Annotated in this window: 21 protein-coding genes; 12 read left to right on the forward strand and 9 right to left on the reverse strand. The window is 63.0% G+C overall.

Annotated features, from left to right (window positions below):
• Position 1: 1 nt before the first annotated feature.
• Positions 2-3,760 (reverse strand): methionine synthase, encoded by a 3,759-nt coding sequence (gene metH, locus JI749_RS11355; protein ID WP_233280736.1) that lies wholly within the window; start codon positions 3,758-3,760, stop codon positions 2-4.
• Between the two features lie 252 nt (positions 3,761-4,012).
• Between metH and JI749_RS11360 the strand changes: the two genes are divergently transcribed.
• From JI749_RS11360 to JI749_RS11390, 7 genes are all read left to right on the forward strand, one after another.
• Positions 4,013-5,044, forward strand: coding sequence for a septal ring lytic transglycosylase RlpA family protein (locus tag JI749_RS11360; RefSeq protein ID WP_233280737.1), 1,032 nt, complete (start codon positions 4,013-4,015; stop codon positions 5,042-5,044).
• Positions 5,045-5,136: 92 nt separating this feature from the next.
• Positions 5,137-6,282, forward strand: coding sequence for a D-alanyl-D-alanine carboxypeptidase family protein (locus JI749_RS11365; protein ID WP_233280738.1), 1,146 nt, complete (start codon positions 5,137-5,139; stop codon positions 6,280-6,282).
• A 171-nt stretch (positions 6,283-6,453) separates the two neighbouring features.
• The gene (tmk, locus tag JI749_RS11370; RefSeq protein WP_201653694.1) at positions 6,454-7,149 is read left to right on the forward strand and encodes a dTMP kinase; all 696 of its coding nucleotides are present in this window, start codon (positions 6,454-6,456) and stop codon (positions 7,147-7,149) included.
• A complete protein-coding gene (locus JI749_RS11375) occupies positions 7,146-8,174 on the forward strand; it encodes an AAA family ATPase (protein WP_201653697.1) in 1,029 nt (342 codons plus the stop codon). Before tmk ends, JI749_RS11375 begins: the two co-directional genes overlap by 4 nt.
• A complete protein-coding gene (metG, locus tag JI749_RS11380) occupies positions 8,171-9,721 on the forward strand; it encodes a methionine--tRNA ligase (protein WP_201653700.1) in 1,551 nt (516 codons plus the stop codon). The genes JI749_RS11375 and metG overlap by 4 nt, the downstream gene beginning before the upstream one ends.
• Before the next feature lies 1 nt (position 9,722).
• Positions 9,723-10,502 (forward strand): TatD family hydrolase, encoded by a 780-nt coding sequence (locus JI749_RS11385; protein WP_201653703.1) that lies wholly within the window; start codon positions 9,723-9,725, stop codon positions 10,500-10,502.
• Between the two features lie 3 nt (positions 10,503-10,505).
• Positions 10,506-11,342, forward strand: coding sequence for an MBL fold metallo-hydrolase (locus tag JI749_RS11390; protein ID WP_201653706.1), 837 nt, complete (start codon positions 10,506-10,508; stop codon positions 11,340-11,342).
• Between the two features lie 13 nt (positions 11,343-11,355).
• Here the strand turns inward: JI749_RS11390 and JI749_RS11395 are convergent, their stop codons facing one another.
• From JI749_RS11395 to fgd, 6 genes are all read right to left on the reverse strand, one after another.
• The gene (locus JI749_RS11395; RefSeq protein ID WP_201653709.1) at positions 11,356-12,357 is read right to left on the reverse strand and encodes a TIGR03842 family LLM class F420-dependent oxidoreductase; all 1,002 of its coding nucleotides are present in this window, start codon (positions 12,355-12,357) and stop codon (positions 11,356-11,358) included.
• A gap of 99 nt (positions 12,358-12,456) precedes the next feature.
• Entirely contained in the window at positions 12,457-13,242 is a 786-nt protein-coding gene (locus JI749_RS11400) for a heme ABC transporter ATP-binding protein (protein ID WP_201653712.1), read from the reverse strand.
• Positions 13,239-14,252, reverse strand: a complete 1,014-nt coding sequence (locus tag JI749_RS11405; RefSeq protein ID WP_233280739.1) for a putative F420-0 ABC transporter permease subunit — start codon at positions 14,250-14,252, stop codon at positions 13,239-13,241. The genes JI749_RS11400 and JI749_RS11405 overlap by 4 nt, the downstream gene beginning before the upstream one ends.
• Entirely contained in the window at positions 14,249-15,196 is a 948-nt protein-coding gene (locus JI749_RS11410) for a putative F420-0 ABC transporter substrate-binding protein (protein WP_233280740.1), read from the reverse strand. The genes JI749_RS11405 and JI749_RS11410 overlap by 4 nt, the downstream gene beginning before the upstream one ends.
• Positions 15,197-15,201: 5 nt before the next feature.
• Positions 15,202-16,032: a coenzyme F420-0:L-glutamate ligase gene (gene cofE, locus JI749_RS11415; RefSeq protein WP_201653718.1), complete on the reverse strand. Its 831-nt coding sequence runs from the start codon at positions 16,030-16,032 to the stop codon at positions 15,202-15,204.
• Positions 16,033-16,035: 3 nt separating this feature from the next.
• Positions 16,036-17,049, reverse strand: coding sequence for a glucose-6-phosphate dehydrogenase (coenzyme-F420) (gene fgd / locus JI749_RS11420; RefSeq protein ID WP_201653721.1), 1,014 nt, complete (start codon positions 17,047-17,049; stop codon positions 16,036-16,038).
• A gap of 159 nt (positions 17,050-17,208) precedes the next feature.
• Here fgd and JI749_RS11425 point away from each other — a divergent pair, with 159 nt between their 5' ends.
• From JI749_RS11425 to mazG, 5 genes are all read left to right on the forward strand, one after another.
• A complete protein-coding gene (locus JI749_RS11425) occupies positions 17,209-18,126 on the forward strand; it encodes an MYG1 family protein (protein WP_201662769.1) in 918 nt (305 codons plus the stop codon).
• 108 nt (positions 18,127-18,234) lie between these two features.
• A complete protein-coding gene (locus tag JI749_RS11430) occupies positions 18,235-19,179 on the forward strand; it encodes a diacylglycerol/lipid kinase family protein (protein WP_201653724.1) in 945 nt (314 codons plus the stop codon).
• Complete coding sequence (locus tag JI749_RS11435; protein WP_201653727.1) at positions 19,157-19,984, forward strand: metallophosphoesterase family protein; 828 nt, start codon at positions 19,157-19,159, stop codon at positions 19,982-19,984. The genes JI749_RS11430 and JI749_RS11435 overlap by 23 nt, the downstream gene beginning before the upstream one ends.
• 186 nt (positions 19,985-20,170) lie before the next feature.
• Positions 20,171-20,563, forward strand: coding sequence for a GFA family protein (locus tag JI749_RS11440; RefSeq protein WP_201653731.1), 393 nt, complete (start codon positions 20,171-20,173; stop codon positions 20,561-20,563).
• A 57-nt stretch (positions 20,564-20,620) separates the two neighbouring features.
• Positions 20,621-21,430 (forward strand): nucleoside triphosphate pyrophosphohydrolase, encoded by an 810-nt coding sequence (mazG, locus tag JI749_RS11445; RefSeq protein ID WP_201653734.1) that lies wholly within the window; start codon positions 20,621-20,623, stop codon positions 21,428-21,430.
• Here mazG and hflX read toward each other — a convergent pair.
• The gene (gene hflX, locus JI749_RS11450; RefSeq protein ID WP_201653737.1) at positions 21,427-22,776 is read right to left on the reverse strand and encodes a GTPase HflX; all 1,350 of its coding nucleotides are present in this window, start codon (positions 22,774-22,776) and stop codon (positions 21,427-21,429) included. The genes mazG and hflX overlap by 4 nt on opposite strands.
• Positions 22,777-22,787: 11 nt before the next feature.
• A complete protein-coding gene (gene hfq, locus JI749_RS11455; protein ID WP_056230518.1) occupies positions 22,788-23,039 on the reverse strand; it encodes an RNA chaperone Hfq in 252 nt (83 codons plus the stop codon).
• Positions 23,040-23,140: the final 101 nt, after the last annotated feature.

Raw genomic sequence — 23,140 nt, forward strand, 5'->3', positions numbered from 1 at the left:
GTTACTCCGCCGCCACGATAGCGGGGCCCGGAATGTAGTTCAGGATTGGCCCAAGCCAGCGTTCGACCTCGGCCACCGGCATGTTCTTGCGCTCGGCATAGTCGACGACCTGGTCGCGCTCCACCTTGGCCACACCGAAATAATACGCTTCCGGATGGCTGAAATAGAGGCCGGAGACGGAAGATCCCGGCCACATGGCGTAGCTCTCGGTCAGGGTCACGCCGGCATTCTTCTCGGCATCCAGCAAGCGGAACAGCGTGGTCTTCTCGGTGTGGTCGGGTTGCGCCGGGTACCCAGGCGCGGGGCGAATGCCACGATAGGTTTCGGCAATCAGCTCCTCGGCGGTGAACGTCTCGTCCGCGCCATAGCCCCAGAGTTCCTTGCGCACCTTTTCGTGCATGGCTTCGGCAAAGGCCTCGGCAAAGCGGTCGGCCAAAGCCTTGACCAGGATGGAGGAATAGTCGTCATTGGCCCGCTCGAAGCGTTCGGCGATCGCCACTTCCTCGATCCCGGCGGTGACTACGAAGCCACCCACATAATCCGGCGTACCAGATGGCGCGACGAAATCGGCTAGCGCCATATTGGGCTTGCCGTCGCGCTTGCCCAACTGCTGGCGAAGGGTGAACAGCGTTGCCAGCTCCTCGTTGCGGCCTTCGTCCTTGTAGAGGCGGATGTCGTCGCCCTCAGCATTGGCCGGCCAGAAGCCGACCACGGCGCGGGGCTTGAACCACTTCTCCTCGATGATCTTTTTGAGCATGGTCTGGGCGTCATCGAACAGCTGGCGTGCTGCCTCGCCTTGGCGCTCATCCTCGAGAATTGCCGGATAACGGCCCTTGAGCTCCCAGGTCTGGAAGAACGGCGTCCAGTCGATGTAGCGCGCCAGCGTCCCGAGATCGAAATCCTCGAATACCTTCGTGCCCAGGAAGCTCGGCTTGGGGGGCGTATATGCGCTCCAGTCCGGCTTGAAGGCGTTGGCACGCGCTTTCTCCAGCGGCACCCTTTGCTTCTCGCTCTCCGCCCGCTCATGCGCCGCCGCGGCCTTGGCGTATTCGGCGCGGATATCCTCGATGAAGCTGACCTTGGTGTCCTTCGACAGGAGGCTGCCCACGACACCGACGGCGCGGCTCGCGTCATTCACATGCACGGCCTGTCCGGCACTGTAGCGGGGATGGATCTTGACCGCCGTATGCACGCGGCTTGTCGTTGCCCCGCCGATCAGCAGCGGAATGTCGAACCCTTCACGCTCCATCTCGGCAGCCACATGCACCATCTCGTCCAGCGACGGGGTGATGAGGCCAGAAAGTCCGATGATGTCGACATCAAGCTCCTTGGCCGTCTGCAGGATCTTGGCGGTCGGCACCATGACGCCGAGGTCGATGATCTCGTAGTTGTTGCAGCTGAGCACGACGCCGACGATGTTCTTGCCGATATCGTGCACGTCGCCCTTGACGGTCGCCATAAGCACCTTGCCAGCGCTCTGGCGTTCGCCCTCCGCTCCGCCATTGGCAAGCTTTTCGGCTTCCATGTAGGGCAGCAGATGCGCCACGGCCTGCTTCATCACGCGGGCGGATTTGACCACCTGCGGCAGGAACATCTTGCCCGAGCCGAACAGGTCGCCCACCACGCTCATCCCCGCCATCAGCGGACCTTCGATGACATGCAGCGGCCGCGGCAGCTTCTGCCGGGCTTCCTCGGTATCGGCGTCGATGAATTCGGTTATGCCGTTGACCAGGGCATAGGAGATGCGCTCCTCGACCGTCCCCTCGCGCCAGCTCATATCCTTGGCGGCGGCTTCCTTGCCGGCGGTACCGCGATAGCGTTCGGCCAGCGCCAGCAGGCGATCGGTAGCGTCCGGGTTACGGTTGAGGATTACGTCCTCGCAGGCATCGCGCAGTTCGGGGTCGATGCTCTCATAGACGGCCAACTGCCCGGCATTGACGATGCCCATGTCCATGCCGTTCCGGATGGCGTGGTACAGGAACACGGCATGCATGGCCTCGCGCACCGGCTCGTTGCCGCGGAACGAGAAGCTGAGGTTCGAAATACCACCCGAAATATGCACATGGGGCAGGGTGTCGGTGATGACCTTGGTCGCCTCGATAAAGGCAACGCCATAGCCATTGTGCTCCTCGATGCCGGTCGCCACCGCGAACACGTTGGGATCGAAGACGATATCCTCGGGCGGGAAGCCGACTTCCTCGGTGAGCAGCTTGTAGGCCCGCGTGCAGATCTCGACCTTGCGCTCCAGCGTATCGGCCTGGCCCTGTTCGTCGAACGCCATCACCACCACGGCCGCGCCATAGGCGCGCACCAGGCGGGCATAATGCAGGAACTGCTCTTCGCCTTCCTTCATCGAGATGGAATTGACCAGCGCCTTGCCTTGCACGCATTTGAGTCCGGCCTCGATCACGTCCCACTTGGACGAGTCGATCATCAGCGGCACCTTGGCAATGTCGGGCTCGGCCGCCAGCAGGTTGAGGAAGTCGATCATCACCTGCTTGCTGTCGATCAGGCCCTCGTCCATGTTGATGTCGATGACCTGGGCGCCATTGGCCACCTGGTCGCGCGCCACGTCAAGCGCAGCCGTGTAGTCGCCCGCCGTGATCAGCTTGCGGAAGCGGGCGGAGCCGGTGACATTGGTGCGCTCGCCCACATTCACGAACGGAATTTCCGGCGTCAGCGTGAACGGCTCCAGGCCCGACAGGCGCAGCAGTTTCTCGGCTTCCGGCACCACGCGCGGCTTGTGCTTGCTCACCGCCTGGGCAATGGCGCGGATATGGTCCGGCGTCGAGCCGCAGCAGCCGCCGACGATGTTGACATAGCCCGAGGCGGCAAAGCCCTCGATCTGCTCGGCCATGAATTCGGGCGTCTCGTCATACTGGCCGAAGGCATTGGGCAGGCCGGCATTGGGATAGGCGCAGATGAAGGTGTCGGCGACATCGGACAGCTCGGCCAAATGCGCGCGCATGGCATTGGCACCAAGCGCGCAGTTGAGCCCGATGGTCAGGGGATTGGCGTGGCGCACCGAATACCAGAATGCAGTGGGCGTCTGGCCCGACAGCGTGCGGCCGGAAAGGTCGGTGATCGTGCCCGATATCATGATCGGGACATCTATGCCCCGCGCTTCGAAAATCCGCTGCGCCGCGAAAATGCCGGCCTTGGTGTTGAGCGTGTCCGTGATGGTTTCGAACAGCAACAGGTCGGCGCCGGCGTCGATCAGCCCGCGCAGGGCCTCGTCATAGGCTGCCACCAGTTCATCGAAGCTGATTGCGCGGTGTCCGGGGCTGTTGACGTCAGTGGACATTGACGACGTCTTGTTGGTCGGTCCCAGGGCGCCGGCAACGTAGCGGCGCCTGCCGTCGATTGCCTCGGCCCGTCGGGCAGCCCGGCGGGCGACGAGGACCCCTTGGTAGTTCAGGTCGTAGACCGCTTCTTCGCAGGCATAGTCGGCCTGCGCCACCGAGGTCGCGGAAAAGGTATTGGTTTCGACGATGTCGGCGCCAGCCAGGTAGTATTCGAGGTGAATGTCCTCGATGCGCTGGGGCTCGGTCAGGATCAGCAGGTCGTTATTGCCCTTGAGCGGCAATTTCCAGTCCTTGAACCGCTCGCCGCGGAAGTTCTCTTCCTCCAGCTTGAGCCGCTGGATCATCGTGCCCATGGCGCCGTCCAGGATCAGGATGCGCTCGCGCGCCGCCTGGGTCAGCGAAGCGCGGACCTCGTTCCAGTCGGGGATATGGGGCGGCTGCTGGGGAAGGGTCATGCCAGTCATCTCGGTTCAAGTCGTTTCGTCCGATGACATAAAGATATCTTTATATCCGCAAGTTCGCAAGCGGGGCCGCGGGTTGCATTTGTCCCGGATCACACCCGCATTGGCATCAAATGCTACGCCAACCGCTAACACTCTGTTGCCCTTAACCTGGCCGAAACCAGAAAACCGCTAACTGACTGCGAGCGCTGCCTGATCGGGCTATGATCCGCGCTCGCGTGTAGTCAGTGTAGAGTATTGCGTACCGTGACGACCCCTTGGCGCCATGCCGTTCGCCTTGTCGCCCTCGCGACGCTCATCGCGCCCATGATCGCAGCGTGTGGCGGCGGGATTGGCCCCACCGTCAATCGCGCCGCGTTTGGTTCTGAATATGGCTCCGCGTCCCCGCGCGTCACGACCAATCCCAATCCTCCCAAGGGTGGGGGCCGCTACCAGGTTGGTCGGCCCTATACTGTCAACGGTCGCACCTATACGCCGGCCGAGCAGCCCGATTACGCCGCCACCGGCGATGCTTCCTGGTATGGCGCCGACTTCCATGGTCGCCGCACCGCCAATGGCGAAATCTTCTCCGCCAATGCCATTACCGGGGCGCATCCGACGCTGCCTCTGCCGTCATATGTGCGGGTGACCAACCAGGCCAACGGCCGTTCGGTGATCGTTCGGGTCAACGATCGTGGTCCCTACATGCCCGGTCGCATCATGGACCTCAGCTACCGCGCCGCCACCATGCTGGGTTATGTCAATAGCGGCCACACCCAGATCAGGGCTGAATATGTAGGTCCCGCGCCGCTCGAAGGCGACGATACCCGCATGCTGGTGGCTAGCTATTCCGGCCCCGCCGATTTCGGCGGCGGCAACACGCAGTTTGCCCAGGCCGACAACACCAACAGCCTTGCGGACATCGCGGGCAACTTCTTCGGCAGCCTGTTCTCCTATGCCGATACCACCCCGCAGGAGCAGGATGCAGCCATTGGCAGCGCCCATGCCGCGGTCAACGCCATGGCGACGCGCGCTACTGAGCTTGATGCCTGGGTTCAGTCTGTCGATATGGATGCGCGCGATATCGAGCTCGGGCTCGGCATTTTTGCTGACCAGGACAATGCCATCGCCCTGGCAGAGCGCTTTGCCGTGCTGGGCGCGGTGAAGGAGGAAGCGGTAACGGTCAACGGTCGGCTTGCGACGCGCTTGACCTTGACCCATCTCAAGGCCGGCGTATCACGCATAGATGTTCTCGACCTGGCTCGCGAACTTGGGCTCAATGATCTAGAACTGAACTGAACCACCGTCTCCTCTCCGCGCATGCAGCAAGCCATTCTTCTGCGGCACTGGTAGATCCTGGCAGTCGTGGTGAAGTGGTGAATGGGGGCGACGTGAAGAAGTTTCTGCATAGTCTTGCGATCGCGCTGGCAATGACTGCGCCAGCGCTGGCTCAGGCGGATTTTGACACGCAGGCCAAGTTCGCCATTCTGATGGATCATGACTCCGGCACGGTGATCTTCCAGAAGGACGCCGACCTGCCCATGGAGCCGGCCAGCATGGCCAAGCTCATGACGGTTGCCGTGGTGTTCAACGAGATCCGCAACGGCCGCCTCAGGATGACCGACCAGTTCTTCGTGTCGGAACACGCGTGGCGGACGGGTGGCGCGACCTCGGGCGGCTCGACCATGTTCGCCGACCTCAATTCCAAGATTCCGGTAGAGGACCTGGTTCGTTCGGTCATCATCCAATCGGGCAACGATGCTGCGATCGTGCTGGCGGAAGGCATAGCAGGCTCGGAGGGCAGCTTTGCCGCCATGATGAATGAATTGGCGGAAGAGATCGGTCTGACCGATTCTCATTTCACCAACCCGACCGGGCTGCCTGACCCGAACATGTATGTTACCGCCCGCGATCTCGCCGACCTGGCGCGCTACCTGATCCGCGAATTTCCGGATTACTACCACTATTTCTCCGAGCCGGAGATGGAGTGGAATGGCATCAAGCAGCCCAACCGCAACTCGCTGGTGGAGCTGGGGATCGGCGTTGACGGACTCAAGACCGGCCATACGGAGGCGGCCGGCTACGGTTCAGTGATTTCGACTGCTGAAGGTGGTCGCCGGCTGGTCGCGGTGCTGCATGGCCTGACCTCGATGGCGCAGCGCGCCGAGGAAGGGCGGAAGCTCATCACCTGGGGCGCCCGGGCCTTCGAGCGCGTGTCGGCCTATCCCGAGGGCGCTATCGTCGCCTATGCCAGTGTCTATGGTGGCACCAGTCCAAGCGTTGGCCTGGTGGGCGAGGGCGAAGTGGCGCTTTATTTGCCCCGTGGATCGCGCAAGTGCCTCAATGCGCAGGTGAACTATACCGGCCCGCTGATGCCGCCCGTCATGGAAGGCGACAAGATCGCGGAGCTGCGGGTGTTCTGCGACGAACAGCTGGTCCAGACCGCGCCGCTCTATGCCGCCGAAACGGTCGAGGAGGGCGATATCGTCCGCAAGGCCACTGACGCCCTCAAGCAGCTGGCGCTGGGTTGGATGTAGCACCGGCCGGAGGCAAATTCGCTCCGGGCAGGGCGTTGGGAGCCACAGGACGTCACCCTCGGCCTTGACCCGAGGGCTCTTTACTTGACGATTGCTCCGTAAGTGCATAGCCCTCGGGTCAAGCCCGAGGGTGACGCTCGGTGGCAGGTGAGGACGTTAGGCTCTGAACTGATGTTGCAACAGGCACCGACTTCTACAGCCACCCGCGCCCGTTTCATCACCTTCGAAGGTGGCGAAGGTGTCGGCAAATCCACCCAGGTCAAGCGTCTGCTGCAGAACCTGCAGCGGCATGACATCGCGGCCGTGCGCACCCGCGAGCCGGGCGGTACGCCCAAGGCCGAGGCCATCCGCTCCTTCATCCTGCAGGGTCGTTCGGAAAGCTGGGGACCGGGCGCCGAGGCCGTGTTGTTTGCCGCGGCGCGGCTCGATCACGTCAACCAGCTCATCGCGCCCAACCTGCGCAACGGTGTCTGGGTGCTGTCGGACCGTTTCCACGATTCAACGCGTGCCTATCAGGGGCTCACCGGGGGCGTCGATCCCAAGCTGATTGCCGGCCTTGAATCGCTGGCGCTGGATGGCCACGCGCCCGATCTCACCATCATTCTGGACATGGATCCCGAAGCCGCCTTCAAACGCGTGGCCGAGCGAGCCATCGAAGATGGCCTGGCGCTGACCGGCGATCGCTTTGAAAAGGAAGAGCTCGACTGGCATAAGCGTCTGCGCGAGGGCTTCCTGGCCATTGCACGAGACAATCCCGACCGCTGCGTCGTGATCTCGGCGGCGCAATCCGAAGAGGCGCTTGAGGCGGCGATCTGGGAGGCGGTCTGTCAGCGCTTCCCCGAATTGCTGCGCGGTTCGCAGGCGTGAACGACCCGGATGCGCTTGAGGGGATTGCCCCGCCCGAACAGCGCCAACGGGCGCGCGGGCACGACAATGCGCGGACTGCCATTCTTGCCCAGTTGGCCGATCGACGGCTGCCCGGCGCCATCCTGCTGCATGGGCCGCAGGGCATCGGCAAGGCTACCTTCGCCTTTGAGCTTGCTGCAACCATCCTGACCAGCACCGGCGACGAGCCGGCGCATCGGGTGCAGGAGCAGGTGGCGGCCCTGTCACATCCGAATCTGTTCCTGCTGCGCCGTCGGCCCAAGGATGGCAAGGGCTACTACACCGTCATCCGCGTAGAAGACGTCCGCGATATCCGGGACTCGCTCCATCACACAAGGGGCCGGTCGGGGCACCGCGTCGCCATCATCGACAGCATCGACGATTGCAATCCGTCCGCCGCAAATGCGTTGCTCAAGACGCTGGAAGAACCGCCTGCGGACACGATCTTCCTCCTGATCTCGCACAGGCCGGGCCAGCTCCTGCCCACCATCAAGTCGCGGTGCCACAACCTGGCGCTCCGACCGGTCGCTGCCGACGACGTACGGGCCGTGCTGCTGGAGCATGATCCGGCCTTGGGGCAGACTGAGCTGGATCGTGCCGTGGCCTTGGCCGGCGGCAGACCACGGCGCGCCTTCGAGACGCTGGCGCTCGAGCCGGACTCTGCCTTGGGCGCCCTCCAGGCCTGGCTGTCGAACCCGGCTCAGCATGCCGCCGCCGTCAGCATGAAACTGGCCGATGTGCTTGGCGCCGATACCCAGAGCACCGAGCTCAGCTTTGCGCGCGAGATGTTGGGCGACTGGATTGCCGACGAGGCCCGCAGCGCCGCCATGCAGCCACAAGCCCGTATGCGCCTTGCCTCCGCCAACGAGCTATGGGACAAGGCTCACGCCCTCTTCGCCGAGGCCGATGAAATCAATCTGGACATGAAGCAGACCCTCGTCGCGATTTTCGACGCGATCAGGAAGCATGCTGCAATGACCGCCCCCAATTCTACCGAGCCCCAATGACCACCAAGCCGTTCTACGTCACCACAGCGATCTCGTATCCCAATGGCGCGCCGCATATCGGCCACGCCTATGAGATGATCGCGACCGACGCCATCGCCCGGTGGAAGCGCCTGGAGGGCCGCGAGGTCTACTTCCTTACCGGCACTGACGAGCATGGCATCAAGATGGTGCAGACGGCGGCCGCGCAGGGTGTGACGCCGCGTGAACTGGCCGACCGCAACTCCGCCGAGTTCCGCCGGCTGGCCGAAGCGCTCAATATATCCAACGACGACTTCATCCGGACCACCGAGCAGCGCCACCACCAATCGAGCCAGGCAATCTGGAAAAAGATGGCTGCCAGCAACAATGGCGACATCTTCCAGTCGACCTACAAGGGCTGGTACTCGGTTCGCGACGAGGCCTATTTCGACGAAGACGAGCTGACCGACAAGGATGGCAAGAAGTTTGCCCCTTCCGGCGCCGAGGTGACCTGGGTGGAAGAGCCCACCTACTTCTTCCGCCTCTCGGCCTATCAGCAGAAACTGCTCGACCTCTACGAGTCCAATCCCGACTTCATTGCGCCCAAGGAGCGCCGCAACGAGATCATCTCGTTCGTGAAGGGCGGGCTGCAGGACCTGTCCATCTCGCGCACCACCTTCGACTGGGGCATCCCGGTACCCGACGCGCCGGGCCATGTGATGTATGTCTGGGTCGACGCCCTGACCAACTACATCACCGGCGTCGGTTTCCCGGACGAAGCCAGCGAGCTGTTCCGCAAGTTCTGGCCGGCTGACCTCCATGTCATCGGCAAGGACATCATCCGCTTCCACACCGTCTATTGGCCCGCTTTCCTGATGAGCGCCGGCATCGCGGTGCAGCACCGCGTCTTTGCCCATGGCTTTCTCACGGTCAATGGCCAGAAGATGAGCAAATCGCTGGGCAACGTCATCGACCCGTTCGAGCTGGTCGAAGAATTCGGCGTTGACGCGGCGCGCTACTTCTTCCTGCGCGAAGTCTCGTTCGGCAATGACGGCGACTACAGCCACGACAAGCTCGTGTTGCGCGTCAATGCTGATCTCGCCAATAACCTCGGCAACCTCGCGCAGCGCTCGCTGTCGATGATCAACAAGAACTGCGATGCGAAAGTGCCGCAGCCCGGTCCGTTGACCGACGCCGACCAGGCGATGATCGACGAAGTGGGGCAGGCGATCGACGCGGCGCAGAAGGCAATGGATGAGCAACTTGTCCATGAGGCGACCGGCGCAATCATCGCGGCCCTGAGCTCGGCCAACAACTACTTCGCCGGGCAGGAGCCCTGGGCCCTGAAAAAAACCGACCCGGAGCGCATGGCGACCGTACTCTACGTTACGGCGGACACCGTACGTCGGCTCGCCATCCCCATGTTGGCCTTCGTACCGGGTTCAGCGGCCCGTTTGCTCGACCAGCTCGGCATCGAGGAGGCGGATCGCACGCTTTCCGCAAGCAAAGAGCCGGCACGCCTGAAGCCAATGCTTGCTCTGCCCGTGCCCCAAGGCGTGTTCGCGCGTCTCGAACGCAAGGCCGAATAGCATGTTGATCGACAGCCATTGCCACCTCGACTTCGAGGCTTTGGCCAGTGATATCGACGGCGTGCTCGCCCGCGCCGCGGCTGCCGGGGTCAACGGAATGGTGACGATTTCCACACATGTGGAGAAGTTTTCCACCTATGCCGCAATCGCGGAACGTTACCCGAACGTCTGGTGCTCGGTGGGGACACATCCGCACCACGCCGATCAGGAGCTCCATATTCAAGTAGATGATCTTGTTCGGCTAAGTGCCCATCCGCGCTGCATTGCGATCGGGGAAGCGGGGCTGGATTACTTCTACGACAACGCCCCGCGCGAGGCCCAGGCCACCGGCCTTCGGCGCCATATCGCCGCCTCGCGGATCACTGGTCTTCCACTGGTTATCCACAGCCGCCAATGCGATGATGACATGGCCGCGATCCTGGTGGAGGAAGCCGGGCAGGGCGCCTTTCCGTTCGTGCTCCATTGCTTCACCGCCGGCGTCGGCCTGGCGCGCACTGCGCTCGACCTGGGCGGCTACATTTCATTCTCCGGCATCATCACCTTCAAGAATGCCGAAGAGATCCGCGAGGTCGCCAAGTTCGTCCCCGCCGACCGCTATCTCGTTGAAACTGATGCACCTTATCTGGCGCCGATCCCGCATCGCGGTCATTCGAACGAGCCCAGCTTCGTGCGCCACACAGCCGAGAAGCTGGCCGAGGTGCGCGGGGTAAGCCTCGAGCAGCTCGGTCGGGAAACCACCACCAACTTCTACCGGCTGTTCAGCAAAGCGGGCGCGGTCTGAGTCATGCCAGCGGCCGCGCGGATAATCGCGACCATCCTCGGCTGCGGATCATCCGGCGGCGTGCCGCGGATCGGCAATGTCTGGGGCGCCTGCGACCCCGATGAACCGCGGAACCGGCGCCGCCGCTGCGCCTTGCTGATCGAAGGATGGGCAGAAGAGTGGGGTGAACCCACCCGTGTTCTCATCGACACCGGCCCCGATATCCGCGAGCAGTTGCTCGATGCCCAGGTCGATCGGGTCGACGCCGTGCTCTATACCCACGCGCATGCCGATCATATCCACGGCATCGACGACCTGCGGGTTCTGGCCCTCCATAACCGCAAGCGGGTAGACGTCTACTATACGGCCGAAACCGGCCACCGGCTGCATGAAGCCTTCGGCTACTGTTTCTCCACGCCACCCGGTAGCGACTACCCCCCGATCCTGAATGGCCACGAGGTCAGCGCCGGGCAGCGCCTTGTCGTCGATGGGCCCGGCGGCAGCATCGACCTGCTGGCCTTCGGGCAGGAGCATGGCAACATCACCTCGCTCGGCTTCCGAATCCAGGACTTCGCGTATTCGGTCGACCTCTCCGGTTTCCCCGAACAGTCCTTTCCAGCCATAAGCGGCCTCGCCCTCTGGATCCTGGATGCCCTGCGTCCTACGCCGCATCCAAGCCACCTGAGCCTGCCCGAAACGCTCGCGTGGATCGCGCGCTTTAACCCGCGACAGGCGGTGCTCAGCGACATGCATATCGACCTGGATTACGCGCGCACCGAAGCTGAGACGCCCGCCAATGTGACACCGGCCTTCGACGGTATGCGGATCGACGTGAAGACAGGGCAGATTCTAAACCGCTGACCTGTCGTGTCGCCTAGCGGAAGGCCGGTATGACGTGCCGGCCGTAATTGGCGATGATCTCTTCTTCGTCACCGCTATCGAGATAGATGTTGAACTGGGTCACGCCCGCATCCTTGAGGGCATGCATCTTGGCGATGTGGTCGTCGGGCTCACCCAACACACAGAAGTTTTCGACGACGTCAGGCGTAATGAAGTCGAGGAACGGGTTATCCGACTGCCCGTGCTTGGAATAGTCGTAGCCACGGCGCTTCTCGATATAGCTGGTGAGGCTCTTGGGGATCTGATCGCTGTCGGCACCGTATTTCTCGACGATATCGGCGACGTGATTGCCCACCATGGCCGGGAACCACTTGGTCGCCTCAATGGCGCGCGCCTTGTCGCCGAAATAGGCCGGCGCGGCAGCCATGGAGCGGAACTTGGACATGTCCTTGCCCGCCGCCTTTCCGGCTTCGATGCACTGGTCGGTGAACCACTTGCAGAGCCCAGGATCGGCCAGCTGCAGCACCACGCCGTCGGCATGTTCGCCGGCGGTCTTGAGGGCGAGCGGCCCATAGGCAGCGATCCAGCTCGGCATTTCGTGGCCGACGGCCCAGGGGAATTTCACCGCTGCTGGGATTTCGCCATAGGAGACTTCCTCGCCGCGCACCATGGCCTGGGTCTTAGCGATGAAGTCGGCGACGCGGGCCAGGGTAGCCGGCTTCTTGCCCATGACGCGCATGGAGCTGTCGCCGCGGCCAACGGCCAGGTCAAAACGCCCGCCGCTTTGTTTGGAGAGCGAACCAAAAATCGACGCGGCGACCGACCAATCGCGGACATCGGGATTGGTCACCAGCGGGCCGAAGCGCATCTTGGTGGTGTGTTCCATGCACATGGCGATTGCGGCATAGCAATCGCGCCACAGGATGTGGGAGTCATAGAACCAGCAATAGCTGAAGCCGGCATATTCCGCCGCACGCACCAGATAGCGGGCTCGCTCGGCTTCGATGAATCCTTTGAAGGTGATGCCGAATTCCATGCGCGCCTCCCGATGCCACCGGCCGAAATTTGACCAGTCGATCAAATTTTTGAGTTGCCGCCGCACGATTGTCAATCGCAATCGCGCGACCACTTCGATTTAGCCGTGCAGGTCGTAGGCGATCAGCGGCCGTCCGCTGTCGGGATGGCGCAAGACCGTCGCCTCGACTCCATAGACCGAGCGTAGCAGGGGAGGGGTCAGCACCTCCTCGGGGGTTCCAGTGGCAACCACCTTGCCGTTGTGCAGCAGGACGAGACGATCGCAGAATCCGGCCGCCAGGTTGAGGTCGTGCAGGGCAAGCACCACCGTCGTTCCAGCCACGGCGCGCAGCCGCAACTGGCTCAACGTCGCCAGTTGCGCATGGATGTCGAGATGGCTGGTCGGCTCATCCAGCAGCAGCAGGCGTGGCTGCTGGGCCAGAGCGCGAGCAATCTGTACGCGCTGCTGTTCGCCCCCGGACAGGGTGTGATAGAGCCGCCCGGCGAAGCTCGTCATGTCAACGGAGGCCAGGGCCGCGTCGGCCACTTGTGTGTCCTGGGGCGTGGGTGCGACCTGCCACACGGTCTGAAACGGGATGCGGCCCAGCATGACCACTTCATGCGCGGTCAACCTTGCCTCGGTGCTGGCGCTTTGCTCCACGAAAGCGGCAATCTGTGCCCGGCTGCGGCGCGGCATCGCCAGCAGGTCGGCGCCCTCGAAGGTGACCGAGCCTCCCTCGGTGGGGGTCAGGCCCAGAATAGTGTGCAGCAGGGTGGATTTGCCGGCGCCATTGGGCCCAATAAGGCCAGTCACAGTGCCCGGTTCGGCGACCACGTCGACCGCATCGAGAATTGTCTGCGCGCCCAGCCGCACACTGACATCGCGGACCGCGAGGCCGCCGGTCATGTGATCCGCCTGTAGCGTAGCAGGACGGCAAGGAAGATCGGTGCGCCGATCAGGGCGGTGATGATGCCGACGGGCAGTTCGCGCGGGGCGAACAGGCTGCGGGCGGCGGTGTCGGTCCAGATCATGAAGCTGGCGCCCAGCAGCATGGCGAGGGGGAGCAGTACCCAATGGCGCGAGCCGGTTATCAGCCGTACCACGTGGGGGACGATGAGGCCGACAAAGCCGATGGCGCCGCCGATGGAGACGAGGACGCCGGTCAGCAGGGCCGTGCCGCCGAGCAGCAGCCAGCGCAACCTGGCAATATCGACGCCGAGCGATGCCGCGGCGGTGTCGCCGAAGGCGAACGCATCGAGAGCACGGCCGGAGAACAGGATGGGCAGCCCCGCCAGCGCCAGCGCCGCCAGCACCAGCAGGGCCTCGGACCAGACGACGCCGCTGAGCGAACCCATGAGCCAGCTCAGGATTTCGCGGTAGGAGTCGCCGGTCGCCGACCAGAAGATCAGGAAGGATGTAGCGGCCGCGGCGAGCGCAGAAATGCAGATCCCGGCGAGGATCGCCCGCGTCGGCGTGGCGCCACCGAGCAGTTGGGTCACCAGCAGTGTCAGCGCCATGGCCGCCCCAGCGCCAAGAAACGCGCCCAGCGGCATCAGGAGAGCGGCGCCGAGCAGCAGGAATGCCACGGCGCCGAGCGACGCGCCTGAGGACAACCCCAGCAGGTAGGGATCGGCGAGGGGGTTGCGCGTCAGCGCCTGCATGACCGCGCCGCAGAGTGCCAGTCCGGCTCCGACCGCTGCCGCAGTGACCACGCGAGGCAACCGCAACTCCCAGATGATGGCGTCCCGCAGGCGGCTGACGGGGTTCTCGGCGACAACGCCAAGATGATATCCGATAGTCTGCCAGACTTCCGTCGGCCCAATATCCGCTGGCCCAAAGGTCACCGCCAAGACCAGGCTGGCGAGCAGCAGTGCCGCCATGGCCAAGCAGAGAGTGCCCAGAGTCCGCTGGTTCACGGCGTGACGCTGAGGCCGCTCAGTTGCGCCGCCATGTCGACCGTGGCGCCGACATTACGGACCCCGGCTTCGGAGGCAGGGAAGGGCAGAATGAGGTAGCGCTGGTTGACCACAGCATCGAGTTGGCTGGTGATGGGATTTTCCGCCAAGAGCTTCTTTTTCTGGTCAGCTGAGTTCCAGACGGCGTCGACCAGCACGATGACGTCGGGGTTGGCATCGACGACGGCCTCCCAGCTCGCCGCCACCCAGCCCTCATCGACCTCAGCCATGATGTTTTCGAGACCCAGTGCCTCGAGCATCATCTGTGGTGCGCCGCTGCCGGCGCCGACATAGGGCGCCTTGGTGCCGGACGAGTACCAGAGCGCGGTAAGCCCGCGCGTATCCGGCGTGACCGTGGCAAGCGCAGCGCGTTGTTCGGCGATCAGAGCCTCGGCTGCTGGCGTGGCGTCGAAGATCGTGCCCATTTCGTCGATTTCAGCAAAGACCTCGTTGAAGGTGAGCTTGGCCGGCTTGATCGAGCGGCAAGCAGCCGGCGACACATAGGTAGCAACGCCAAGGGTCGCGAGGGTCGCTCGCTCGCCCGCGCCATCGGCTGCGAAATTGCTTTCCCAACCGCCATAGACAAAATCTGGCTCCGCCTCGAGCACCACTTCCTGCGACGGCAACTTATCTGATAGGATAGGCAGCGCTGCGGCGGCTGCAGTCCACGGCTCCGGGGCAGGCCCGTCCTGGAAACCCACGCCAACGATGCGGCCTTCCAGCCCCAGGGCGAGCAGCATTTCGGTGGCGGTGGACTTGATCGTGACCACGCGTTGCGGCGCCGCGTCTAGCATGACTTCTACCCCGCAATTGTCCAGCATCAGCGGGTAGCTGGTCTGGGCCATGACGGGGGCTTGGAACAAGGCGAGCACGGCCAAGCCGAGCAGTTGGGGCAGGGGACGCACGGGGTTCATTCCTGTTTGACGCTTTTGGATTTTGGAGCAGGTTGAGCGCGAAGCTCGGCCAGTGCTGCCTCATAGCCGAGCCGGTAGGCTTCGGCCGAACCGAAGCGGAACATGTCGTCGTCCACGGAGCGCACCAGCGTGCGGGCGCCGGGAGCATCGAGCCCAGTCACGAGGCGCGCAAGACCCCGCACCACGGCAACCGGAATGCCGGTGGCTTTGCCTTTGACGAGGTCGGCAGCGCCCGCCAGTTCGTCGGCCAAAACGGTGATGGTGACGTTGAGCGGGCGGCCATTGGCATCGACGCCGCCGCGCAGGTCATCGGTGACGATCATGCCGGCAGCGCCGATGGCCACGTCGGTCTGGCCGACGCGCCAGGGGCGGCCCAGTGTGTCTGTGATGATGACGCCCACAGACACGCCGAACCGCTTTCGAAGGCCCTCGCACAGCGCGCGGGCCGAGCGGTCGGGATCTTCGGGCAGGCGAAGGGCCAGCCCGTCGGGGACGTTGGAGGTGTCGATACCAGCCGCAGCCATGATGAGGCCATGTCGTGTCTCGACGATCTTGGTTACGCCGCCTGGATGGACGCGTTCGGCCACGACACGCACCGTGTCCTGTGCGATCGCCCGCTCGCGATCCGCAACCGGCACCTGCATGCCCTCAGCCTTGGAGACGATCTTGCTGGTGACGACAAGAATGTCGCCGTCCCGCAGGGCGGCGTCGCTATCCTCACTTTCGGACACCTCGACAGCGGCGCCAATCAGGTTGACGAGGTCATCTCCGGGCCCGATCTCCGGAATACCAGGCAAGCCCCAGACGGTGTAGCGGGGGATGGCCATCGGTTAGCTCGCATATTGCGGCGCGAGGGCACGCAACCGGGGCAGAATCTCTTTTGCATAGAGCGAGATGAACCGGCTCTGGTCGTCGCCCGGCGCGTGGAAAACCAGGTGGTCGAAACCGTAATCCATGTAGGTCTTGATCGCCGCGACATGTTCGTCCGGGTCGCTGGAGACGATCCAGCGCTTGGCGATGCGCTCGATGGGCAATTGCGCCGCCAGCCGTTCCATTTCGGCCGGGTCCTCCACCGAATGCTTTTCCTCGGCGGATAGCGACAGGGCCGCCCAGCCGCGCGTATTGTTCAGGGCCGCATCGGGGTCGGTATCGAAGGAAACCTTGACCTCGATCATGCGTTCGAAGGGCAGGTTTTCGCGGCCGGATTCGGCGCGACCGATGGCGACATTTGGCAGCAATTGGTCGACATAAAGCTCTGCGCCTTTTCCGGACGTGCAGATGAAGCCATCGCCGGCGCGGCCCGCATATTTGGCGTTGAGCGGCCCGCCGGCTGCCAGGTAGATCGGCACCATCTTCTCTGGCTTGTCGTATATGGTCGCGTTCTGCGTCTGGTAGAATTCGCCTTCGAAGGTGACGCGCTCTTCGCTCCATAGCCGACGGATCAGCGTCACGGCCTCGCGAAGGCGGGCGGAGCGCTCCTTGAGTTCGGGCCAGACCATGCCGGTGGACGGGACCTCGTTGAGCGACTCGCCGGTGCCGACGCCGAGGATGACGCGCTCGGGGAACATGGCGCCCAGGGTGCCAAAGGCATGGGCGACGACCGAAGGGTGGAGGCGAAAGGTTGGCGTGAGCACCGAAGTCCCGACGATCAGCTTCTCCGTCCGCGCCAAGGCCGCGGCCATCCAGGACGGCGCAAATGGCGCGTGGCCGTCCGTATGTTTCCAGGGCTGGAAATGGTCGCTGATGAAGACCGACTCGAAACCGGCCTGTTCGGCTTCGATCGCAAATTTCATCAGGGTATTGGGTGCAAACTGCTCGGCCGAGGCCTTGTAACCGAAGCGCATGCCCATTCTCCCAAATGCTCGGCGGCGTCGTGCTACTTTTGACCAAATGGTCAAAATTGTCCAACGGATTCGTGCAATGCGTGAATGGCGGTTGAGATGACGCGCTGCAATGGCTATCTGGTGCCAACTTCCGGCCCATCACTCAAGGCGCATACCGGCATGACCCCAGCTTTTCTCGTCACTCATTCGGGTGGGTTCCATGCCGACGAACTGCTGTCGAGCGTCATCCTGACGCGGGTTTTCCCGGCTGCCCGGATCGTGCGCAGCCGCGCGCCCGAGTGGATCACCCCAGGGCCGGATCGCGTCATCTATGACGTGGGCGGCGCCTATGATGCCGTGGCTGGGATATTCGACCATCACCAGCGTGGTGCGCCGCTGCGCGAGGATGGCCAGCCCTATAGCTCGTTCGGCCTGATCTGGAAGCATTTTGGCCGGGACTACCTGGCAGCTTGTGACGTCCTTGCGGCTCATATCGACGCGATACATGCATCATTGGACGCCAATTTCGTGCTGCCGATCGACCTCACCGACAATGGCGCGCTCAGTCCCTCTGGACCGCTGGGTGGCCTGACGCTGCCGGTTTTGCTCGAAACGCTCAAGCCCGACTTCGACGATACCGATCCCGAAGCCGAAACCAAAGCGTTCAATGGCGCGCTGGCGATTGCCCGCAGTTTCGTCGAGGCCGCCATTGGCCGGAGCGCCGCCAAGCTGCGCGCGGAGTCCATCGTGCAGCAGGCCATCGAGGCGACCGGGCAGGGGCGTGTACTGGAATTGCCCATGGGGATGCCGTTCCGCCCGGCGATCGAGAAAGCAGGCGCCGATCATCTGCTTTTCGTCGTGCATCCGCGCGAAAAGGACTGGTGCCTCACCACGATCCGGACTTCAGATGAAGGTTTTGACGTGCGCGCTGACCTGCCTGCGGCTTGGGCCGGCCTGACCAATGGTGACCTCGAGGCCGCCAGCGGCGTAAGCGGCGCAACGTTTTGTCACAACGGGCGCTTCGTCGCGGCCGCCAAGACGCGGGAGGCCGCGTTGACCATGGCTGACCTGGCGGTAGCGGAGGCTCTTTCCAGCTAAACGTGTCGCCACCGCGCAACATGCTTGGAGCGGTGAGCAACGCTATGCAACGGACTGTCGCGCCATACATTGCACCAGCTAGCGGGCAGGGGCGATGGACGGTCAGCAATGCAGGACTTCGACTACTACGTCATATTCAACGAACGCGCTGGAACGGCGAGTGCGCAGGGGGTGACCGCTGACGCGCTGCGGGGGATGTTCGAGGATGCGGGACTGCGCTGTCACATCGACGCCCGCAGCGATATCGACCTTGGTCAGCGGGTTGCCGATGCGGTGGCGAGTCCGGCGGATATCCTCGTGGCCGCCGGCGGCGACGGCACCATCACTGCGCTCGCCGAGGCCTTGACGGGAACATCCAAGAGCCTGGCCATTCTGCCTCTTGGCACAGTCAACGCTCTAGCCAAGGACCTCAATATTCCGCTCGAAGTTCGCCAGGCCGTGCAGGCGTTGGCCAACGGGCAACCCCAGCTTATCGATGTCGGCGAGGTCAATGGCCGCACATTCCTGCACAAGGTGGTGGTGGGCGTCATTCCGGCTGTGGCCGCAGGGCGGGAATTCATCCGCGACCGGCGCGACCTTGGGGCAAAGATCGGCTTCCTCAGGTACTTCATGCGCCGTCTACAGCGCGCCAAGCGGATGGCGGTGCTCATCCGCCGGCCCGATGGCGAGACGCGGGTCGAACGTGTGCAGGCCATTGCGGTCGCAAGCAATTCGTACGACGAGGGGCTGGGGCAGTTCTTTTCGCGTTCGTCGCTCGATAAGGGCACGCTGACCCTCTACATCCTCCGGCACCTGACGCCGGGCGACGTCCTGCGGCTGACCGTGGCAATGCTCCTGGGCCGTTGGCGAAACGACGATGCCCTGTCCATTGAGAGCGTCGATGCGGTGACGATCACCACGCATAAGGAACTACTCAAGGTGATGTTTGACGGCGAGGTTGAAACCCTTCGTACGCCGCTGGAGTTTTCCATCCGGGCGAAGGCGCTTTCGGTGATCGTGCAGCCCAATGCTGCCGTCGTGGAGGCCCTCAATGAAAATACTGCACCTGTCTGATCTCCATTTCGGGCATCATGACCCGGTGCTGGCATCCGGTTTCGCCAATGACATCAATGCGCAGAAACCAGACCTCATCGTCGCGAGCGGTGATTTCACCCAGGTGGGCACCAAGGAGGAGTTCGAGCAGGCGCGCGAATTCCTAGACCAGTTGCATGCCCCGGTGTTTGCGGTACCCGGCAACCACGATGTTCCGGCCATCAATATCCTGCGCCGCTTCATCAATCCCTATGGGCTCTACCGAAAATACATTGCGCGCGATCTCGAACCGTTCCTCGAGATGGATGGTGTCGTGTTGGTTGGCCTGCGCACGTCGCGGCGGGCACGCCTCGAATGGAACTGGGGTCACGGCACCATATCGAAGAGTCAGCTCGACGACCTCGCGGCTCGTTTCGACCAGGCGTCCCCAGACTCGCTGCGCATCATCGTGGCGCATCATCCGCTGCTTTTTCCTACCGAGCCGATGATGCAGAGGACCAAACGGGTGAAGCGCGCCGACGAAGCACTGGCTACGTTCGCCAAGCTGGGCGTGCGTCTGGTGCTGTCGGGGCATTTCCATTTGTCCTACGTGCGCAAGCACGAAGACCTTTCCGCGGCTCGCGAGGGGCAGCCCGTCGGTTTGAGCAAGTCGGCGGTCGCACCGATCTTGATTGCGCAGGCGTCGTCGGCAATCTCGACGCGGCTGCGGGGAGAGCCCAACGCCTACAACCTCATAGAGGTCGTGGATAATCGCATCGTCATCACGGTGCGCGAGTGGAAGGATGGCAGCTGGCGCACACGGGACAAGGCGGTAGAGCCGGCCTAGACTGAATGGCTGAAGGCCTCGAACATCGGCCAATATGTGCGCATTTTAGTTCCATAATATATATTATGCGAATGAAGCGCAAACGCGTTGGATACTGACTTCGGCTTTGTCCGCGGCTTCGTTTGGCTCTGCCCCGCCATCACGGCAGTGTCCCCAACGCGACCGAATGTCTGGAGTGACATGAGTATGGATCGGTTCGAAGGTGGCTGCTTGTGCGGTAAGGTCCGCATCGTGGCTGCGGGACGACCCTATCGAGTTGGCATCTGTCACTGCATGGACTGCCGCAAGCATCATGGTGCGCTGTTCCACGCATCAGCGATATTCCCGCAGGATGCGGTTGTCGTTCATGGCCAGACGCGCAGCTACGCCGGACGGTGCTTTTGTCCCAATTGCGGCTCCTCGGTCTTTTCGCGTAGCGGAGACGAGATCGAGGTGAATCTGGGATCGCTCGACGAACCAGACCGGCTCAAGCCGACTTACGAGCTATGGACCATCAGACGCGAGGCCTGGCTGCCACCTTTTCCAGACATGAAGCACTATGAGCGTGATCGCGATAGCGCGGCGCGGTCCGAGGGCTAAGGTCGCCACAGCGTTGCTGATAGACTGGCAAAACGATTCTCCAGCCTGAGACCGACCATGCAGCCGTCCCGTGATATTTCCCGCCTGATCGAAATCATGGCCGCCTTGCGAAACCCGGTTGGCGGCTGCCCCTGGGATCTCGAGCAGGATTTCTTGACCATCCGGCACTACACAATCGAGGAGGCCTATGAGGTCGCTGATGCCATTGAGCGCCAGGACTTTTCCGATCTTCGGGAAGAACTCGGCGACCTGCTGCTACAGCCGATCTACCACGCCCAGATGGCCAGCGAGGCCGGTCACTTCGATATCGGCGACGTCATCTATGCCATTACTGACAAGCTGATCCGCCGCCATCCACACGTCTTCGGCGACGTCGAGGCCGGCACCGCCGTGGCATCTGAGGGCCGCTGGGAAGCCATCAAGGCACAGGAGCGGGCTGCCAAAGCGTCCCGCAAAGGGGACATGGCCCCCTCGATCCTGGACGACGTGCCCAATGTGCTCCCTGCACTGGCCCGCGCTGGCAAGCTAACGAAACGGGCCGCCAAGGTCGGCTTTGATTGGCCTGATCTGGACGCGGTGAGAGCGAAGGTCGACGAGGAACTCGACGAGGTGATCGTCGCTCATTCCTCAGGCGATGCCAACGCGGTCCATGAGGAGATTGGCGATCTGCTGTTTGCCGTGGCCAATCTGGCGCGGCATGCGGGCATTGACCCCGAGGCTGCGCTGCGCGACGCGAACAACAAGTTCACCCGCCGCTTCCACCATGTGGAGGCACGTTGCCGGGAAGACGGGATAGAGCCAAAAGACGCGGGCCTGGCGCGCCTTGATGGCTATTGGAACGAAATCCGCGCTGCGGACAAGGCTTAGCTAGCCTCAAACCTTCCGTTGAAACGCTCGAGAAACGCGGCCCTGTGGCGCGGATCGACGCGCACGACAAAACCGGAGCCCTGCTCGGTCGGCTCCTCGCGCGAAATGATCTCGGAATGCGCGTGAAGCCAGCCGATATCGGCGCCAGCCGTATGCGGCACATGCACGTGGTAAGTCCGGCTCTTTTCGGCAAGTGCCTGTTCGATAGCGAGTTTCAGCTCGTCGAGGCCCTGCCCCGTCAGCGCTGACGCTTGGACGACGCCGGCAACCTTGCCCGCAGGCACCACACCCAGCACCGCATCCGGTCCGACCAGGTCAATCTTGTTCCACACTTCGATAATCGGCGTCGTGTCGGCCGAAACACCTAGATCGGCGAGCACCTTGAGCACATCATGTGCTTGGGCGATGTGGTCAGGATTGGCAATATCCCGCGCATGCAGGATGACATCGGCGTCCAGCACCTCTTCCAGTGTGGCGCGGAATGCCGCCACCAGGTCGGTGGGAAGGTCGGCAACGAAACCCACTGTATCGCTCAGGATGATCTCTCGGCCGTGCGGCAACTGGAGTTTCCGCACGGTCGTGTCGAGGGTGGCGAACAACAGGTCCTTGGCGAAGACCCCTGCCCCGGTCAATGCATTGAACAGGCTGGACTTTCCAGCATTCGTATAGCCGACCAAAGCCACGATCGGCGTGCCGCCGCGCTGCTGGCGCTGCTGTGCACGGGTCTTCTTAACCTTTTCCAGTCGCTCTTCGAGAAGGACAATCCGGTCCATGATCTGGCGCCGATCGCTTTCGATCTGGGTTTCACCCGGTCCGCCCATGAAGCCGCTGCCGCCGCTGCCGCGCTGCCGCTCAAGGTGGGTCCAGGACCGCACCAGACGCCCCTTCTGGTAGTTCTGGTGGGCCAATTCGACCTGCAAGACGCCTTCACGCGTCGCGGCACGCTCGCCGAAGATCTCGAGGATGAGTCCCGTGCGATCCAGAACCTTGGCGCCCGTCTCGGTCTCGACATTGCGCTGCTGGATCGCCGTAAGCGTGGCATCGATCAACAGTAGCTCGATCTTGTCCGCCTTCACCCTGGCAGCAAGGGATTCGGTGTGTCCGCCGCCGATGAAGGTGGCAGGTTTGATTTCACGCACCTTGACGACTTCTGAGAAGATTACGTCCAGCCGGATAGCCTCGGCCAACCCTTCGAATTCCGCCTTGCGGGCCTCGATCGAGTGTTGCGAGAGCTGCCCTCGGACGTCGGGCACAACCAACCCGACCCGGGTTGGCTGAGCGCGCTGGTCGATGAACGCCTTTGGGCCGCCCCGCTGGACGGCCTCGTCGTCGTCAAATTCGGTCAAGGTATCGCCCGTCAGTCGCTGTCGTGGTTCTGCTCTGGGTCAAACAGCTGGATCGGCGCGCCCGGCATGATCGTAGAAATGGCGTGCTTATAAACGAGCTGCGACTGCGCATCGCGGCGCAACAACAGACAGAAATTGTCGAACCAGGTGATGACACCCTGAAGTTTAACGCCGTTCACCAGAAAAATCGTGACCGGCACCTTCTGCTTGCGAACATGATTGAGGAAGGAATCTTGGAGATTTTGTTGTTTTTCGTTCGCCATTCAGGCCTCTTTTCGCGGCATTGCTTGTCGCTGTCGTCGTTACAACCACCTGCCATTCCAGCCTTGGGACTGCCGCCCAGTCCCTGCTGGCGTGAAGTCAC

This window comes from Devosia oryziradicis (assembly GCF_016698645.1).
Taxonomy (GTDB): domain Bacteria; phylum Pseudomonadota; class Alphaproteobacteria; order Rhizobiales; family Devosiaceae; genus Devosia; species Devosia oryziradicis.